14 protein-coding genes are annotated in these 16,621 nt (G+C 60.4%); 3 read left to right on the top strand and 11 right to left on the bottom strand.

What is annotated here, in order from left to right; all coding sequences use genetic code 11:
• Positions 1–92 precede the first annotated feature (92 nt).
• The 10 genes from RT21_RS11830 to RT21_RS11785 form a co-directional block, all read right to left on the bottom strand.
• Positions 93–1,646, bottom strand: a complete 1,554-nt coding sequence (locus RT21_RS11830) for a SpoVR family protein (RefSeq protein WP_046162878.1) — start codon at positions 1,644–1,646, stop codon at positions 93–95.
• Positions 1,647–1,656: 10 nt separating this feature from the next.
• Complete coding sequence (locus RT21_RS11825) at positions 1,657–2,928, bottom strand: YeaH/YhbH family protein (RefSeq protein WP_046162877.1); 1,272 nt, start codon at positions 2,926–2,928, stop codon at positions 1,657–1,659.
• Positions 2,929–3,021: 93 nt separating this feature from the next.
• Positions 3,022–4,944, bottom strand: coding sequence for a PrkA family serine protein kinase (locus tag RT21_RS11820; RefSeq protein WP_045430704.1), 1,923 nt, complete (start codon positions 4,942–4,944; stop codon positions 3,022–3,024).
• 271 nt (positions 4,945–5,215) lie between these two features.
• Positions 5,216–5,545, bottom strand: a complete 330-nt coding sequence (glpE, locus tag RT21_RS11815) for a thiosulfate sulfurtransferase GlpE (RefSeq protein ID WP_045430702.1) — start codon at positions 5,543–5,545, stop codon at positions 5,216–5,218.
• A complete protein-coding gene (locus RT21_RS11810; protein WP_046162876.1) occupies positions 5,542–6,363 on the bottom strand; it encodes a symmetrical bis(5'-nucleosyl)-tetraphosphatase in 822 nt (273 codons plus the stop codon). The genes glpE and RT21_RS11810 overlap by 4 nt, the downstream gene beginning before the upstream one ends.
• Positions 6,360–6,743, bottom strand: a complete 384-nt coding sequence (gene apaG, locus RT21_RS11805; RefSeq protein WP_046162875.1) for a Co2+/Mg2+ efflux protein ApaG — start codon at positions 6,741–6,743, stop codon at positions 6,360–6,362. The genes RT21_RS11810 and apaG overlap by 4 nt, the downstream gene beginning before the upstream one ends.
• Positions 6,744–6,769: 26 nt before the next feature.
• Positions 6,770–7,567, bottom strand: a complete 798-nt coding sequence (rsmA, locus tag RT21_RS11800; RefSeq protein ID WP_045430698.1) for a 16S rRNA (adenine(1518)-N(6)/adenine(1519)-N(6))-dimethyltransferase RsmA — start codon at positions 7,565–7,567, stop codon at positions 6,770–6,772.
• Positions 7,568–7,828: 261 nt separating this feature from the next.
• Entirely contained in the window at positions 7,829–8,812 is a 984-nt protein-coding gene (gene pdxA, locus RT21_RS11795; RefSeq protein ID WP_046162874.1) for a 4-hydroxythreonine-4-phosphate dehydrogenase PdxA, read from the bottom strand.
• 87 nt (positions 8,813–8,899) lie between these two features.
• Positions 8,900–10,207: a peptidylprolyl isomerase gene (locus RT21_RS11790; protein WP_046163052.1), complete on the bottom strand. Its 1,308-nt coding sequence runs from the start codon at positions 10,205–10,207 to the stop codon at positions 8,900–8,902.
• On the bottom strand, positions 10,188–12,953 hold the full coding sequence (locus RT21_RS11785) for an LPS-assembly protein LptD (RefSeq protein WP_046163051.1): 2,766 nt from the start codon (positions 12,951–12,953) through the stop codon (positions 10,188–10,190). The genes RT21_RS11790 and RT21_RS11785 overlap by 20 nt, the downstream gene beginning before the upstream one ends.
• Before the next feature lie 131 nt (positions 12,954–13,084).
• On the opposite strand from RT21_RS11785, the gene RT21_RS11780 reads away from it, so the two are divergent.
• Genes RT21_RS11780 through RT21_RS11770 form a run of 3 tightly spaced genes read left to right on the top strand, consistent with a single transcriptional unit; the run spans position 13,085 to position 15,540 of the window.
• Positions 13,085–14,107, top strand: coding sequence for an aminoglycoside phosphotransferase family protein (locus RT21_RS11780; protein ID WP_046162873.1), 1,023 nt, complete (start codon positions 13,085–13,087; stop codon positions 14,105–14,107).
• The gene (gene murU / locus RT21_RS11775) at positions 14,104–14,769 is read left to right on the top strand and encodes an N-acetylmuramate alpha-1-phosphate uridylyltransferase MurU (protein ID WP_046162872.1); all 666 of its coding nucleotides are present in this window, start codon (positions 14,104–14,106) and stop codon (positions 14,767–14,769) included. Before RT21_RS11780 ends, murU begins: the two co-directional genes overlap by 4 nt.
• Entirely contained in the window at positions 14,770–15,540 is a 771-nt protein-coding gene (locus RT21_RS11770; protein ID WP_046162871.1) for a DnaJ domain-containing protein, read from the top strand.
• A 17-nt stretch (positions 15,541–15,557) separates the two neighbouring features.
• On the opposite strand, the gene RT21_RS11765 is transcribed toward RT21_RS11770, so the two are convergent.
• Positions 15,558–16,565 carry an alpha/beta hydrolase family protein gene (locus tag RT21_RS11765; protein ID WP_082082156.1) on the bottom strand — a complete coding sequence of 336 codons (1,008 nt, stop codon included), beginning with the start codon at positions 16,563–16,565 and terminating at the stop codon, positions 15,558–15,560.
• Positions 16,566–16,621: the final 56 nt, after the last annotated feature.

The raw sequence follows: 16,621 nt of genomic DNA, 5'->3' as shown, positions 1-16,621 counted from the left end.
CAGTCCTCCATTGCGGCGGAGGATAAACGAATGCCCCGAAGCAGCAAGCTGCGACTGCTCTCGGGGATCCGCTCTGAAGTGGCGTGTAATCGTCAGATGGGTGGCAGCGCCAGATTCATACCGGGGTATTTGGCCTCAACGTCAGTGTCGACTCTCGGCGGCATGTGGTGCGTGGCGATCAGCTTGTCATCCTGCATCGATTGCAGGTGCACATCGAACCCCCAGAGCCGATGCAGGTGTTTGAGGACCTCGTCGGTGGAGCCGCCCAAGGGTTTGCGGTCGTGCTGCTGGTGGCGCAGGGTCAGCGAGCGATCACCGCGGCGATCGACGCTCCAGACCTGCACGTTGGGTTCGCGATTGCCGAGGTTGTATTGGGCTGCAAGCAGTTCGCGGATGGCGTGATAGCCATTTTCATCATGGATGGCGGGGACCAGCAGTTCATCCTTGCGATCGTCGTCGAGGATGCTGAACAGTTTGAGGTCGCGGATAACCTTGGGTGAAAGGAATTGCAGGATGAAGCTCTCATCCTTGAAGTTGTTCATTGCGAACTTGACCGTGGTGAGCCAGTCGCTGCCGGCGATATCCGGGAACCAGTGTTTGTCTTCCTCGGTGGGGTGCTCGCAAATCCGGCGAATGTCCTGGTACATCGCAAAGCCCAGTGTGTAGGGGTTGATGCCGCTGTAGTAAGGGCTGTCGAAGCCGGGCTGATAGATCACGCTGGTGTGGGACTGAAGAAACTCGATCATGAAGCCATCGGTCACCAGTCCTTCGTCGTACAGGTCGTTGATCAGCGTGTAGTGCCAGAAGGTTGCCCAGCCTTCGTTCATCACCTGCGTCTGGCGCTGCGGGTAGAAGTACTGCGCAATCTTGCGCACGATCCTCACCACTTCGCGCTGCCAGGGCTCCAGCAGCGGCGCGTGCTTCTCGACGAAGTAGAGGATGTTTTCCTGTGGCTCGGCCGGGAAACGAAGGTTCTGCTGGCGCTCGTCCCCTTTATCGCCAAGCTTGGGAATGGTTCTCCAGAGATCATTGATCTGTTTCTGTAGGTGCTCTTCTCGATCCTTCTGCCGCCGCCGCTCTTCCTCGGCTGAAATCGGGTAGGGACGCTTGTAGCGGTCGACGCCGTAGTTCATCAGGGCGTGGCAGGAATCGAGCAGGTCCTCCACCGCGTCGATGCCGTGGCGCTCCTCGCACTGCATGATGTATTGCTTGGCAAATACCAGGTAATCGATGATCGAGCTGGCGTCGGTCCAGGTGCGGAACAGGTAGTTGCCTTTGAAAAAGCTGTTGTGGCCGTAACTGGCGTGGGCGATCACCAGCGCCTGCATGGTGATGGTGTTCTCTTCCATGAGGTAGGCGATGCAAGGATCGGAATTGATCACGATCTCGTACGCCAGGCCCATCTGCCCACGGGTATAGGATTTTTCTGTGCTTAGGAAATGCTTACCGTAAGACCAGTGGTGGTAGCCCAGCGGCATGCCTACGGAGGCATACGCATCCATCATCTGCTCGGCAGTGATTACCTCGATCTGGTTGGGGTAGGTATCCAGCGCATAGCGCTCGGCGATGCGGCCGATCTCACGGTCGTAGGTACGGATTAGATCGAAGGTCCATTCCGAGCCGGTGGAAATGGGCTGTCGTTTCATGCTGCTTACCTCAGCTAGCCATGCGCCGCTGGAATAGCTCGCGGAACACCGGATAAATGTCCCCCGCTGTCACCAGCTGCTGCTGGGCGAACGAGTCGCCGAAGGCCTCGGCCACTTGGTTGTATTCGTACCACAGAGCCTGATGTTCGCGAGGGGTGATTTCGACGTAGGAGAAGTACTGGACGAACGGCATGATCTGGTTGATCAGAATGTCCCGGCATACCGGCGAGTCGTCGTTCCAGTTATCACCGTCGGAAGCTTGCGCGGCATAGATGTTCCACTCGTTGGCCGGATACCGTTCGGCCATGATCTCCTGCATCATTTTCAGCGCACTGGAGACGATGGTGCCGCCGGTTTCGCGGGAGTAGAAGAACTCCTCCTCGTCGACTTCCTTAGCGCTGGTGTGATGGCGGATGAACACCACCTCGATCTTGTCGTAGTTCCGCTTGAGGAACAGGTACAGCAGGATGAAGAAGCGCTTGGCGATGTCCTTGGTGGCCTGGGTCATCGACCCGGACACGTCCATCAGGCAAAACATCACCGCTTTCGAGCTTGGGTTGGGATGCTTGACCAGCAGGTTGTACTTGAGGTCGAAAGTGTCCAGAAAAGGCACGCGATGAATGCGCGCGCTGAGTCGTTCGATCTCCTCTTCAGCCGCCTGGATGTCAGTGAAATTGGCGGGTTCTTCCAGCTTGAGACGCGCCAGTTCGGCCTTGACCTCGCGCAGCTTGGCGCGGCTGCTACCCGACAGGGCAATGCGTCGCGCATGGGCCGAGCGCAACGTGCGAACGATATTGATCCGAGACGGATTGCCCTCGTTGCTGATCCCGGCGCGGACGGTCTTGAAGGTATCGGTGCCGGTCAGATGGCGTTTGACCAGGTTGGGCAGTTCCAGATCCTCGAACATGAAGTCGAGGAATTCTTCCTGGGTAATCTGGAACACGAAGTCGTCCATGCCTTCGCCGCTGTTGCTCGCCTGGCCAGCCCCTTGGCCACCACCACCGCCTTGTGGGCGAGGGATGCGCTCACCGGCAATGAACTCCTTGTTTCCGGGATGAACGATGGTTTGCCGACCGCCGCGACCGTGGTGAAGGATCGGCTCATCGGTATCTCGGCCGGGAATACTGATCTGTTCGCCGTGTTCCATGTCGGTAATGGAGCGGCGTCCAACGGCCTCCTCCACGGCTTTTTTGATGTGTCCTCGGTATCGCTGCAAGAAGCGCTGGCGATTGACCGTGCTCTTGTTTTTGCCGTTCAGACGGCGGTCGATCACGTAACTCATACGAGCCCTCCGGGCTGAGCTGGAAGTCGCGAGCCGCGAGCCGGAAGCGTGCTGCTTTGGCTTCCAGCTCCGGCTCCAAACCCCCAGCTGCTCTTACTGCGATTTACGTACGCGCAGATACCATTCCGAGAGCAGGCGAACCTGCTTCTCGGTGTAGCCGCGCTCGACCATGCGCACGACGAAGTCGTTGTGCTTTTTCTGATCTTCCTTGCTGGCCTTGGCGTTGAAGCTGATGACCGGCAGCAGATCCTCAGTGTTGGAGAACATTTTCTTCTCGATCACCACGCGCAGCTTCTCGTAGCTGAGCCAGGACGGATTCTTGCCGTTGTTGTTGGCGCGGGCACGCAACACGAAGTTGACGATCTCGTTACGGAAGTCCTTCGGATTGCTGATACCGGCTGGCTTCTCGATCTTTTCCAGCTCTTCGTTGAGCGCCATACGGTTGAGTATCTCGCCGGTTTCCGGGTCCCGGTATTCCTGATCTTGAATCCAGAAATCCGCATAGAGCACGTAACGGTCAAAGATGTTCTGGCCGTACTCGCTGTAGGACTCGAGGTAAGCGGTCTGGATTTCCTTGCCGATGAAGTCGACGTAGCGCGGCGCCAGGTACTCCTTGATAAAGCGCAGATACCGCTCGCGCACCTCGGCTGGGAATTGCTCCTGCTCGATCTGCTGCTCCAGCACGTAAAGGAGATGCACCGGGTTCGCGGCGATTTCATGGGGATCGAAGTTGAACACCTTGGACAGGATCTTGAAGGCGAAGCGGGTGGAAAGCCCATTCATGCCCTCGTCGACCCCGGCCGTATCGCGATATTCCTGCATCGACTTGGCCTTGGGGTCAGTGTCCTTGAGGTTCTCGCCGTCGTAGACCCGCATCTTGGAGTAGATGTTGGAGTTTTCCGGCTCCTTCAGGCGGCTCAGCACTGAGAACTGTGCCAGCATCTTCAGCGTATCGGGCGCGCAGTGGGCTTTCGACAGCGAGCTGTTGAACAGCAGCTTGTCGTAGATCTTGATCTCGTCGCTCACCCGCAGGCAGTACGGCACCTTGACGATGTAGATTCGGTCGATGAAGGCTTCGTTGTTCTTATTGTTGCGGAAGGTATGCCATTCCGACTCGTTCGAGTGGGCCAGCAGTATGCCGTTGTAGGGAATCGCACCGAGCCCTTCGGTGCTGTTGTAGTTGCCTTCCTGGGTGGCGGTCAGCAGCGGATGCAGCACCTTAATCGGTGCCTTGAACATTTCGACGAACTCCATCATGCCCTGGTTGGCGCGGCACAGCGCGCCTGAGTAGCTGTAGGCGTCGGCGTCGTTCTGTGGAAATTCCTCGAGCTTGCGGATATCGACCTTGCCCACCAGCGCCGAGATGTCCTGGTTGTTCTCATCGCCCGGCTCGGTCTTGGCCACTGCGATCTGATTGAGGATCGAGGGATAGAGCTTGACCACGCGGAACTGGCTGATGTCGCCGCCGAACTCCTGCAGTCGCTTGGTGGCCCAGGGGGACATGATCGAGCTGAGGTAGCGACGGGGAATGCCGTAATCCTCTTCGAGGATCTGTGCATCTTCAGCCGGGTTGAACAACCCCAGGGGCGATTCGAACACTGGCGAGCCCTTGATTGCATAAAAGGGTACTCGCTCCATCAGTTGCTTGAGCTTCTCGGCGAGCGATGACTTACCGCCGCCCACCGGGCCGAGTAGATAGAGGATCTGCTTCTTCTCCTCCAGGCCCTGCGCGGCGTGGCGGAAATAGGAAACGATCTGGTCGATGCAATCTTCCATTCCGTGGAAGTCTTCAAAGGCGGGATACCGGCGGATGACTTTGTTGGAGAAAATCCGAGAAAGTCGCGAGTCGGCAGAAGTGTCGATCAGTTCGGGCTCGCCAATCGCCATCAACAGGCGTTCGGCTGCTGTTGCGTAGGTTCCCCGGTCTTCCTTGCACAGGTCGAGGTATTCCTGAAGCGAATACTCTTCCTGACGGGTTGCTTCGAATCGTTGCTGGAAATGGCTGAAAATGCTCATTGACTTCACCTCGGACGATGCTCGGAGCCGGTGTTGTCATCATGCATTCAGGTACGGCCGCCTTACCGGCCTGTGGAGTTCCCCCGAACACCTGATGGTCGAAACTGAGGCCCGGTAGCCGCTGCACGGCTTCCACCTGTTTGGATGGCCTGCACTGAAGGATAGTTCGGATTCGGCAAGTTCAAGGGAGGAGAGGTGTTTTTGCCGCTGCGTTTCGTCGGAAGGGAGGCTCAAGGCCGCATTATCTGCGGCCTAGGCGGGCGTGATTTTTTTAGGCGGGATCGCCTTGTTCAGTCTCTTGCGGAAACGCTTGTCGCCAAAGCTCAAATCCGCCGTCTAGGCTGTAGACGTCTGAAAAACCCTGGCCTACCAGATAGGCGGCTGCGCTCTGGCTGGAGTTGCCGTGGTAGCAGACGACTATCAGCGGTTGGTCGAGATCAGCGGTAGCGATGAAGTCTGGCAAGGATTGGTTGTCCAGATGTGTCGAGCCGGTAACGTGACCATTGGCGAAGCTGTTCGGGTCGCGGATGTCGACGATCACGCCGCCTTCACTGCGCAGCGACTGCGCCTGCTCGGGTGAAATACGTTTGAACTCGGTCATGGCTTGGCCTCACAGTCGCAGCTGTACAGTTCGTTGCTGTCCACATCCATCAGTGTCATGGAGTTGCCCCATACGCAGCCGGTGTCCAGCGCGTAGACGTTCGGCTCGTCGCAATTGCCTTCCAGCGCGGCCCAGTGGCCGAAAATGATCTTTTCGCCGCGGGTTTTCCGAGTGGGGTGGCTGAACCAGGGCGCGAATCCGGCGGGTGCTGAGTCGAGGCCTTCTTTGGCTTCGAGATCGAGGGTGCCGTCAGCTTTGCAGAAGCGCATCCGGGTGAAATAGTTGGTGATCAGACGCAACCTAGGGATGCCGTGCAGCTCCTTGCTCCACTTGGCCGGCTGGTTACCGTACATGCCGTCGAGGAAGGGTTGCAGCATGGCGTCATCGCGAAGCGCCTGTTCGACCTCGGCCGCACGGCGCAGGGATTTGCTTAGTGTCCATTGCGGTGGGATGCCGGCATGAACCATGGTGACCTGGCGTTCGGCATCGTGGTGGACCAGTTTCTGCTGACGCAGCCAGAAGATCAGGTCGGCTCGGTCGGGCGCATCGAGGATCGGCTGGAGCGTGTCGGACTTCTTCAGCCGCTCGACCTTGTGCGTGACGGCCAGCAGATGCAAGTCATGATTACCCAGAACGGTGACACCCGAACTGCCCAGGTCTCGCGCGAAGCGCAATGCTTCCAGCGATTGTGGGCCGCGGTTGACCAAGTCGCCAGCCAGCCACAGGCAGTCGCGTGATGGGCTGAAGTCAACTTGTTTGAGAAGACAGAGCAAGGGTTCGAGGCAACCTTGCAGGTCGCCGACAGCATAGGTAGTCAATGCAGGGCTCCCGGTACCGCCAGCCGAAACGGCGCTATCGTGGCATCGAAGCGGTGCCCGTCCTCGGCAAGCATTTGATAACTGCCCTGCATCGTGCCGACGCGTGAGGCCATCAGCGTGGCGCTGGTGTAGACATGGCGATGGCCGGGCGCTAGTACCGGCTGCTCACCCACCACGCCTTCGCCGCGCACTTCCTGCACCTGACCGTCCCCATCAGTGATGATCCAGTGGCGTGACAGCAACTGCGCTGTGAGCTCGCCCTTGTTTTCGATGGTTACGGTGTAGGCAAAGGCAAAACGGTTTTGGTCTGGCTGTGACTGGTCTGCGAGGTAAGCCGGGCGGACATTGACGTCGATCCGGTAGCGGAGGTCTTCAGGCATGGTGTGCTCCTTCGCGTAGGTCGCTTTCAGCCGCGGGCAAATAATTGATCCGATAGTCTTACGAACGCGGCGAGGTCCAGCTGTTCCGGACGCAGGCTACCATCGACGTCGGCGGCGGCAATGGCGTCCGCGTCCAGCAACCCTTTGAGCGTGTTGCGCAAGGTCTTGCGACGCTGGTTGAAGGCCTGGCGAACCACGGTCTCCAGCTGCCGGTGATCCCGCGCAGGATGCGGCAACACCTCGTGCGGGACCAGACGCACGATGGCTGAATCGACTTTTGGCGCCGGATTGAAAGCACCAGGACCCACGTTAAACAGATGTTCGACGCGGCAGTGGTACTGCACCATGATTGACAGCCGCCCCCAGTCGCCACCACCTGGCTCTGCGGCAAGGCGCTCGACCACTTCCTTCTGCAGCATGAAATGCATATCGCGGATCAGGCTGGCGTGATCGAGCAGGTGAAAGATCAGCGGCGTGGAGATGTTGTACGGCAGGTTGCCAACGATGCGCAGGCTGTTTGGCTCCGAGCTTAACTGGGCGAAGTCGAATTTCAGCGCATCGCCCTGGTTCAGGGCGAAGTTCTCGCGGTCGGCAAATTTCTGTTGCAGGATCGGAATCAGGTCCAGGTCCAGTTCGACCACGTCGAGGTGCGCGCCGCTGTCTAGCAGGCCTTCGGTCAGGGCGCCCTGGCCCGGCCCGATCTCGACGATCCGCTCGCCCGGCTTGGCATGGATGGCACGCAGGATGCGATGGATCACGCCCGCATCGTGAAGGAAATTCTGGCCGAAACGCTTGCGCGCGCGGTGTTGGTAGTTCTCGGACATATACAGCAGTCTCAGGAGCAGCTGAAGCGTGAAGCCTGCAGCTGGGAGCGAAAAGGCCCGCAGTTTAGCAGCTGCGGTAGCTGAGGCGAGTGCCCCCGCCGCGGGCCATTGCGGTTCGGAGGCACGCTGGAAAGTCCGGAAGCGGTTGTTTGCCGACTCGAGACCGCTGTTCGGCCCCTGCTCGGCAGGCTGCGGCCGCCACGCCGATGTGTTTCAGGTGTATGCCTTACGCCCGAACAGGGCTTGTGCTGCGTGCTGCTTTTAGCTGCCGCTCATCTCATACGCCGTTTCCAGCGCGACTTGCAGGCTGCCGGTGTCGATTCGGCCAGTGCCTGCAAGGTCCAGGGCGGTGCCGTGATCGACCGAGGTGCGTACGATCGGCAGCCCCAGCGTGACGTTGACGGCTGCGCCAAAGCCCTTGTACTTGAGCACCGGCAGCCCCTGATCGTGGTACATCGCCAGCACCGCGTCGCAGTGTTCGAGGTGTTTAGGCGTGAACACTGTATCAGCCGGTAGTGGGCCGATCAGGTCGAGCCCGTCGCGTCGCAGGATTTCCAACGTTGGCTCGATGACCTCGATTTCCTCGCGGCCCAAATGTCCGCCCTCGCCAGCATGTGGGTTGAGCCCGCAGACCAGAATCCGGGGATGGGCAATGCCGAATTTTGTCACCAGGTCGTTGTGCAATATGCGCGTCACACGCTGCAGCCGCTTGGCAGTGATGGCTGCCGGCACCTCCTTGAGCGGCAGATGGGTGGTGACCAGTGCAACCCGTAACCCACGCGTGGCCAGCATCATGACGACCTGCTCTGTGCCGGTCAGCTCCGCGAGAAATTCGGTGTGTCCTGAAAACGAGATGCCTGCCTCGTTGATGACGCCCTTGTGCACCGGCGCAGTGATCATGCCGGCAAAGCTGCCATCAAGGCATCCGTTACCGGCGCGTGTCAGCGTCGCTAGCACATAGTCTGCGTTCGCCGGGTTGAGCTGGCCGCTTATGACCGGCGCAGCGAGCGGCGTGTCCCAGACATACAGGCTGTTGGCGGGTGCCGGCTGGTTCGGCCAGCTGCCCGGGGCGGCGTCGATCACCGTGATGTCCAGTCCAAGCTCGGCTGCTCGGGTGCGTAGCAGCTCGGAACTGGCGATGGCGACCAAGGCGTGAGGGTGGCTATCGCGTGCGAGAAGCAAGCAGAGGTCCGGACCAATACCGGCGGGCTCGCCGGACGTCAGGGCGAAACGTTTGGTGGTCATCTCTAGGCCTTTGAGCTGATGAAGTGAAGCGGGCCGGCCGATTGGCCGGCCCGCTGAGGCGTCGCTTATGGGCAACTCAACGCGAAATCAGAGCTTGATCTCGACGTAGGCTTCGTCGCGAATCTGGCGTAGCCAGTTTTGCAGCTCTTCTTCGTACTTACGGTTGCGCAGCAAAGACAGGGCCTGCTGCTCGCGGAACTCTTCGCTGGCATCGGTGGCGCGGCGTCCGAGCACTTCCAAGATGTGCCAGCCATACGGCGTCTTGAAGGCTTCGGACAGCTGTCCACTGGCCGTGTTGGCCATGACTTCACGGAACTCCGGAACCAGCGAGCTTGGGTCGATCCAGTTGAGGTCACCGCCGTTCAGCGCCGAGCCTGGGTCTTCGGAGAAGTTCTTCGCCAGATCGGCAAAGCTCTCGCCGGCCTGGATGCGGTCACGCAGTCGCTGGATCAGACGTCGACTTTCTTCTTCGCTGCGGATTTGACTCGGCTTGATCAGAATGTGGCGAACATGGACCTCGTCGCGTACCTGAGTATCACCGCCCCGCTTGTCGAGCACTTTTAGCAGGATGAAGCCCGGCGGGGTACGCACCGGCCGGGTGACGTCGCCGACCGACATGCTGCTGACTTCGGTATCGAATGGCGGTGGCAGCTGAGCGGCCTTGCGCCAGCCCATGTCGCCGCCTTCCAGTGCGTTTTCACTGGCCGAACGCGAGACAGCCAGTTTGGCGAAGTCGGCGCCTTGCTGAAGTTGCTGATAGGTATCCATCGCGGTTTTTTCAGCCGCCTGGATCGTCGCCGAATCAGCGGACTCCGGCACAGGGATCAGGATATTGGCCAGTCGGTATTCTTCTGATAGCTGCAATTTGCCGAGATCGGAAGCCAGGAAGTTTTCCACCTCTTGATTCGATACCTGAACTCGCTCGGCGATTCTGCGCTGGCGCACCCGGCTGATAACCATTTCGCGGCGAATCTGCTCACGAGCGGTGTCGAGACTCAGGCCGTCACGCTCAAGGGCCGCGCGGAACTGGTCCAGGGTCATGTTGTTGCGCTGGGCGATGGTGCTCATCGCCTGGTTCAGCTCTTCATCGGAAATACGGATGCCCGAACGTTCACCGATCTGCAGCTGCAGATTTTCGGTGATCAGCCGTTCCAGCACCTGTTGCTGCATAACGTCTGCGGGCGGCATTTCCGCGCCGCGTTTCTCGATGGTCTGCTGTACTTCGCGGGTCCGTTGGTCCAGCTGGCTTTGCATGATCACGTCGTTGTCCACGATCGCGACGATACGGTCGAGCTGTCGAACCTCGGCCGACGCGGACAGGATAGCAGTCGCGCTGCCCAGCAATAGGGCGCCCGCCAGCAGGGGGCGCAAATAATCAGAAAGCTTGATCTTCACGTTCACGGTAACCTTGTATGCCTTCGTCGAGGAATGTCTCGGTCGAGCTGCCGAACACGCCGCCGAGTCCCTTGAGGACGATTTGCAGGAAGATGCCGTTGTCCGGCTCATCGTTCTGCGATGGGTTGAGACTGGTTTCGTCGTAATCGATCCAGTAGCGGTTGATCAGGCGCAGTTTCCAGCAGCAATTGTCGTATTCGAAGCCACCGAAGGCCTCCAGTGTCCGGTTGCGGCTGTAGTCGTGCTGCCAGCGTGCGATCACGCTCCACTGCGGCAGGATCGGCCAAATAGTGGAGATATCGTGCTGGTTGATCTTGTAATAATCCTCGATGTACTCAGGCGTGCCTGGTACGCCGTAGTCGCCACCATAGGCCCACTCGCCGGTGGCTTGGTCGAATCGCACCGTGTCGTTCCGATAGCGGTAGCCGAAGTTGACGATTTTTCGCGGATTGTTAGCCGGCTGGTAGTGGAACATGGCGCTGCCTGATTGGGTGCGGCCTTCGTCCGGATCCCAGTTAAACGTCGAGGTGAAGTGCCAATCGCGGTTGTAGCGATAGAGATACTCAAGGGCATATGGCGATACGTCCGATGTCGAGCCTGGACGATCCTCAAGATTCGGCAGCTGCACTTCGCGGTCGCGGAAGTAGATGATCTGGCCAACGCTCAAGCGCTGACGCTCCAGCCCGTTCGGCTCGATCCAGCGATTGGTCACGCCTAGCGAGAGCTGGTTGGCATCGCCTATACGGTCCCTGCCGGAGAAGCGGTTTTCACGCCACAGCGAAGAGTAGCTGAAGGTGTTTTCACCGGTATCGAACACAGGAATGTCATCCTGGTCTTCTTCCGGTACGTACAGGTAGAACATCCGCGGTTCGAGGGTCTGACGGTAGTTCTTGCCGAACCACTGAGTGTCGCGGTCGAAGTACAGTCCGCTATCGACGCTGAAGATCGGTACGCTGCGATCAGGCGAGTCGTTGAAGTCGCTCACCTGGCGACGGCCTGTATTATCCAGCGTCAGGTCGTACTTGGTGTACGCGTATTTCAGCGATGGCCGGACGAAGCCCCAGCTCCAATCGAGCGGCAGACTAACGCCGGGCTCAAGGTGCAGACGCTCGCCTTCCGCTCGAGTCAGACCGCTAAGACGGGCGTCGTACCACAGCTGCTCCGGCGTGCCGGTGTTGCCATATTGGTCGGTGAAGTAACCATTGCGCAGGCTGCGCTGGAAGCTGACGAACTCGGTGTCGTAAGCGAACCGCAACCCACCTGGCTGGAACGGCAATGCGCCGTTCAACGTCAGCTGCGGCAGGCGCTCGTAGGGTGTGATGTCGGCAATGGTTGCTCGCTCGTAAGCGTGCACGTTCAGTTGAGCCGTGTAGGACGGCGCGCGGTAAGTCAGGCTGCCGCGCTGGTCTAGGTGATCCGGCTGATCGATGCCCAGCTGGGTGTCAAAATCCTGGAAGTAGTAGGGATCGCTGATGTCGGTGTAATCGACTTCCGCCAGCCAGCGCGTGTCCAGGCCGGTACGGTGTTGCCAGCTGTACATCCAGCGCTGATCCTCGTACTCAGACTGCAGCTTGCGCTCGTCGTTGCTGTCATCCAGGTAGGCGGCGCCAAACTGGCCTTCGCTGCGACGGGTCAGGTAACGGAACTCACCTTCCATTAGCAGGCCGCGATCGGTCATGTAATTCGGGTAAAGCGTGGCGTCGAAATTCGGCGCCAGGTTGAAATAGTACGGTGTGATCAGCGACAAACCCGTATCGCTGGAGGAGCTGATGCTCGGCGCCAGGAAGCCGGACTGACGGCGGTCATCAATCGGGAAATAGATGTAAGGCGTATAGAACACCGGAACACCCTTGACCCGCAGCGTGACGTTGGTTGCCGAGCCGAAGCCGGTGGCCGGGTTGAGGGTGACGTTGTTGCCTTGCAGATACCAGTCGTTATCGCCGGGTTCGCAGCGGGTATAGGTCCCGTCCTTGAGGCGGATGATCGCGTCCTCGGTACGCTTGGCATACAGTGCACTGCCGCGGACCTTGCCTTCGTGAACCACGTATTCGGCGTTTTCGACCTGCGCTTCACCTGTGTCGAGGAACAGTTCAGCGCGGTCACCGACCATCAGTGCGCCGCCGTCACGCAGACGGACATTGCCTTTCAGCTCGCCGCGGTTCTCCAGCTGGTACAGGCTCGCCTCGTCGGCTTCGGCCTGGATGCTGCCCTGGCGAAGTACCACGTCGCCGGCCAGCGTGGCGATTTCCTGCTGCTGCTCGTAACGGGTTGCTTTGGCCGATACGTAGGTCGGTGCCTCGCTCATCGGCGTGTCGTCGAACTGACCGGGGCGGTTTGGTTCAACATAGGTACCGGCACAGTAAGGACCTGTCTCGGCCAGCTGTGCATTGGTCAGCTGATCGCGCGGCACCCAGTCCAGATGGCTGTAATCGGCGCTGCGCGAGGCCAGTGCCCGGCCCTTGCTTTCGGTGACCAGTTTGGTGGTGGCCGCCTGGCGCTCGGCCTTGCTGGCGCTGGGCTTAGCGCTAGTGGTCTCGCCAGTAGACGTGCCACGATGAGTCGGACGCGGTGGCAGGGCCGGGCTGGCGGCATCCGCTGCGCAATTCCAACCCCCGTCGGCGCCTGGTTGGCAGGCGAACTGTTCGGCTGCGATGACCATGGGCGCCGTTACAGGTTGCAGTGCGAGCAAGCCGCCAGTTACCAATAGAGGGAATTTTTTACGAAAAGCGGGATATTTGACTGCCATCTTGTTTTTTGGTCCGTGCTTGCGGCGAGCCATCGGCCGGGCTGGGCCGCACGCCTCTCGATGGGCTGAAAAAGATGCTGGATAATAAAGCATGACCCGCTTATCGGCTAGCGCCGTGGAGAGCCCCTGATATGCCGCAACCTGATCAACGTCTGCTGGACCTCAACGCCTGGCTGGAGCCCCATCTAAACGCGCTTTTTGCTCGTCGCGGCTGGGGCGAAGTGCCCGAGGTGTCGCTGGTTGCTGCCAGTAGTGATGCCAGCTTTCGTCGTTACTTTCGATGGGAGGCAGGGCAGCACAGCTTTATCCTGATGGACGCGCCACCGCCCCAGGAGGACTGCCAGCCGTTCGTTAACATAGCGGCAATACTGGCCGAGGCTGGCGTGCATGTGCCCGAAATCCTCGCGGCCGACCTCGAGCGGGGCTTCTTGCTGCTCAGCGATCTGGGTCGGCAGACCTACCTGGACGTGATCGACGGCGATAATGCTGACGCACTCTTCGCTGACGCCATTTCGGCGCTGCTGACGTTCCAGGCCAATGCCAACCAAGCAGCACTGCCTTCCTATGACGAAGCCCTGCTGCGCCGCGAGCTGCAGCTATTCCCTGAGTGGTATGTGCAACGGCATCTGGGCCACAGCTTCACTGCGGATGAGCAACAGCTGTGGGACCAAACCTGCCGTGTGCTGATCGACTCGGCGCTGGCTCAGCCAACAGTGCTGGTGCATCGCGACTATATGCCACGCAATCTGATGCTCAGCGAGCCGAACCCCGGTGTACTGGATTTTCAGGACGCTGTGAATGGCCCGGTCACCTACGACATAACCTCGCTGTTCAAGGATGCCTTTCTCAGTTGGCCGGAAGAGCGGGTGCTTGGCTGGCTGCAGGGTTACTGGGATTCCGCGCGCGCGCGCGGGATACCGGTGCAGGAGAGCTTCGCCGAGTTTCATCGCGCCAGCGATCTGATGGGCCTGCAGCGCCACCTCAAGGTCATCGGTATCTTTGCGCGAATCTGTCACCGTGACGGCAAACCACGCTACCTGAGCGACGTGCCGCGCTTTTTCGCTTATCTCGACACCGTGCTGAAGCGCCGTCCTGAACTGGCCGATCTCAAGCGGCTCCTGCAAGGGTTGCCGCAGGCGCCCGTCGCATCATGAAGGCGATGATCTTGGCGGCGGGAAAGGGCGAGCGCCTCCGGCCCCTGACCTTGCACACACCCAAACCGCTGGTCCGCGCGCGAGGCGTGCCGCTGATCGAGTACCACATCCGGGCGCTGGCCGAGGCCGGTATCGATGAGCTGGTGATCAATCATGCCTGGCTGGGTGAACAGATCGAGGCGTACCTCGGTGACGGTCGGCGTTTGGGCGTTCGCATTCAGTACTCAGCCGAGGGCGAGCCACTGGAGACCGGCGGGGGGATTCATCGTGCTTTACCGCTGCTGGGGGCGGAGCCTTTTATCGTGGTCAATGGCGATATCTGGACCGACTATGACTTTGGTGCGCTGAAGCGGCCACTCAAAGGCTTGGCGCATTTGGTGCTGGTGGACAATCCAGCGCATAACCTCAAAGGTGATTTCAGCTTGATCGACGGCTGCATTGGCGACGGGGACACTGCGACGCTGACCTACAGCGGCATCGCCGTACTCAGCCCGCAATTGTTTTCTGGGTGCAGTGCCGGTGCGTTCAAACTTGCGCCACTGCTGCGCCAGGCGATGGCTGTTGGCAAGCTGAGCGGTGAGCATTATCGCGGACGCTGGATTGACGTTGGGACGCATGAGCGTCTGGCTGAAGTCGAGCGCACGCTTGAGGCACAGCGCTGAATGTTCTGGCCAATCACGTTTCTAGGCGCACTTGCAGGGTGGCTGCTGGCGAGCATTCCGGGCGCCCTGTTGGGTGCACTGATCGGGCAGGTGCTGGATCGTCGCTTCGGGCTCGACTCCTGGGCGAGTGTTCGCCAACTGCTATCAAGGGTCAAACCGCTGATTCAGGGCAACGACTTGCTGTTTTTCCTGCTCGGACGCTTGGCGAAAAGCAGCGGGCGTATCAGCGAGGCACACATCCAGGCCGCCCGCAGTGAGATGCGCCGGCTCCAATTGACCGCGCCTCAACAACGCATGGCGATCGATGCCTTTTACCGTGGCAAATCCAGTGGGGACGGACTACGCGAGCCCTTGCAAAGATTAAGGGGGCGGCAGGATGAAGCGAAGGCGCTCCTGCAAGCCTGCTGGCGCATGGCCAGGGCACAGGGGCAGATCAATGCGCGTGAGCATGAGTTGATCATGCTCTGGGGCAAGTGGATGGGCTGGGATTCGGTGGCCGTGGCGGCGCTGGACCAGCAAGGGGGGCGCCGCCAGGGCGCGCCGAGCAACCCCGGTGGGGCCTACGAGCAGGCATTGCGGTTGCTGGGAGTCCGTGCCGACAGCGAGCCGCAGGCCATCAAAAGGGCCTATCGGCGCCTGCTCAGCAAGCACCACCCGGACAAGCAGGCCGGTGCCGGCGCAACCGCCATCGAGGTGCGCGAGGCAACCGAGCGGACCCGCGAACTGCACCATGCCTACGGCCTGATTCGCGAGCGGCGAGGCTTTCGTTAGTGCGAGCCGGTCAGCGCTTATATTTCTCGCTTGAGCCAGCCGCGGACTCGTCGAACGAGCGCTTCCTGATCGGAGGGGCGATCGCCGGTCTGTTGGGGTAATCCGACTTGGCGATAGGCCGGGTGCTGGATTCGGCGGCTGGCGTTCAGTCGCTCGCGAGCTGTCCGTTGCTCACTCCCTGAGTCCTTGTAATAGAAGTCCCCGGTGGCCAGTTTGAGGGTCGGCACCAGCTGCGCAAGCGGCTCGTCTTGTCCTTCCGGTTGGCGCGGCTGGATCACCAGCAGATGCCTGACATCCGCCGGCGCCCGTTGCTGAAGATAGCGGGCCGCCCAATAGCCGCCTGTACCCTGGCCAAGCAGCACAATCGCTGCGGGTTGTTTGCTGCGGGCGAAGGTCAGGGCCGCCTCGATGCGTGCAGTGATCTGCTCGGCCTGCTCAGGCTTGGGCGCGGCCGTTTCGGCCGGGGCTTGCGCGTCGCCGTCGTCGGCTGCCGGTTCGTCTGGCACTGCTGCGGCTTCTTCAGGCAAATATCCGGCTTCGCTTGGCGGCGGCTCTTCGGTGGGCTGTTCAGGTTCGGGTTCGTCGGTCGGTTGCTCGGGCGTTTGCTCAGTGGCTGGCGGTAACAGCAAGCCCGGCGAGTCCGGAAGGCTCAGGCTCAGGGTGTGCCAACCGTGGTCCGGCAGGCCACGACGCAGCGGGCCAATGCCGCGCGGCCAGTTGGTGCTTTCGCCCTCGCCAGGCAACAGGACGATGACACCCTTGGGTTCAGCCACATTGGCGGGGCGCCAGAGCGCAACGAAGTCGTCCTTGTCCGCGTTCAGGCTGATTAACTCGCTGGGCGGCAGCTGGCGCAACAGGTCAGTGGCCATGGTCGCACTGCGAGAGGGTAGCGGCGGGCGATCAACAGCCACCGGAGCCGGAGTGGCTTCCGGTTCGGCTGGCTCCTCAACAGCGTTGACCAAAGGACTGGTGACGATGGCGAACAAGGCGACCGCCAAACCAGTTGAAACGCGAGCTCGAACCATGGGCTTTCCTGATAGACGCCGGCCTAGCGCTGCCGTGGTGCTGGCGCAGGCGGTGC

This window comes from Pseudomonas sp. 10B238, assembly GCF_000970615.1.
Taxonomy (GTDB): domain Bacteria; phylum Pseudomonadota; class Gammaproteobacteria; order Pseudomonadales; family Pseudomonadaceae; genus Stutzerimonas.
This window is presented reverse-complemented; position numbering and strand designations above follow the sequence as displayed.

Coding starts and splice junctions, on each gene's coding strand:
- RT21_RS11765 (WP_082082156.1), bottom strand. CDS start 16,565: ATGGTTCGAGCTCGCGTTTCAACTGGTTTGGCGGTCGCCTTGTTCGCC.
- pdxA (WP_046162874.1), bottom strand. CDS start 8,812: ATGACCACCAAACGTTTCGCCCTGACGTCCGGCGAGCCCGCCGGTATT.
- glpE (WP_045430702.1), bottom strand. CDS start 5,545: ATGACCGAGTTCAAACGTATTTCACCCGAGCAGGCGCAGTCGCTGCGC.
- RT21_RS11830 (WP_046162878.1), bottom strand. CDS start 1,646: ATGAAACGACAGCCCATTTCCACCGGCTCGGAATGGACCTTCGATCTA.
- RT21_RS11780 (WP_046162873.1), top strand. CDS start 13,085: ATGCCGCAACCTGATCAACGTCTGCTGGACCTCAACGCCTGGCTGGAG.
- RT21_RS11785 (WP_046163051.1), bottom strand. CDS start 12,953: ATGGCAGTCAAATATCCCGCTTTTCGTAAAAAATTCCCTCTATTGGTA.
- RT21_RS11770 (WP_046162871.1), top strand. CDS start 14,770: ATGTTCTGGCCAATCACGTTTCTAGGCGCACTTGCAGGGTGGCTGCTG.
- RT21_RS11820 (WP_045430704.1), bottom strand. CDS start 4,944: ATGAGCATTTTCAGCCATTTCCAGCAACGATTCGAAGCAACCCGTCAG.
- RT21_RS11825 (WP_046162877.1), bottom strand. CDS start 2,928: ATGAGTTACGTGATCGACCGCCGTCTGAACGGCAAAAACAAGAGCACG.
- apaG (WP_046162875.1), bottom strand. CDS start 6,743: ATGCCTGAAGACCTCCGCTACCGGATCGACGTCAATGTCCGCCCGGCT.
- rsmA (WP_045430698.1), bottom strand. CDS start 7,567: ATGTCCGAGAACTACCAACACCGCGCGCGCAAGCGTTTCGGCCAGAAT.
- murU (WP_046162872.1), top strand. CDS start 14,104: ATGAAGGCGATGATCTTGGCGGCGGGAAAGGGCGAGCGCCTCCGGCCC.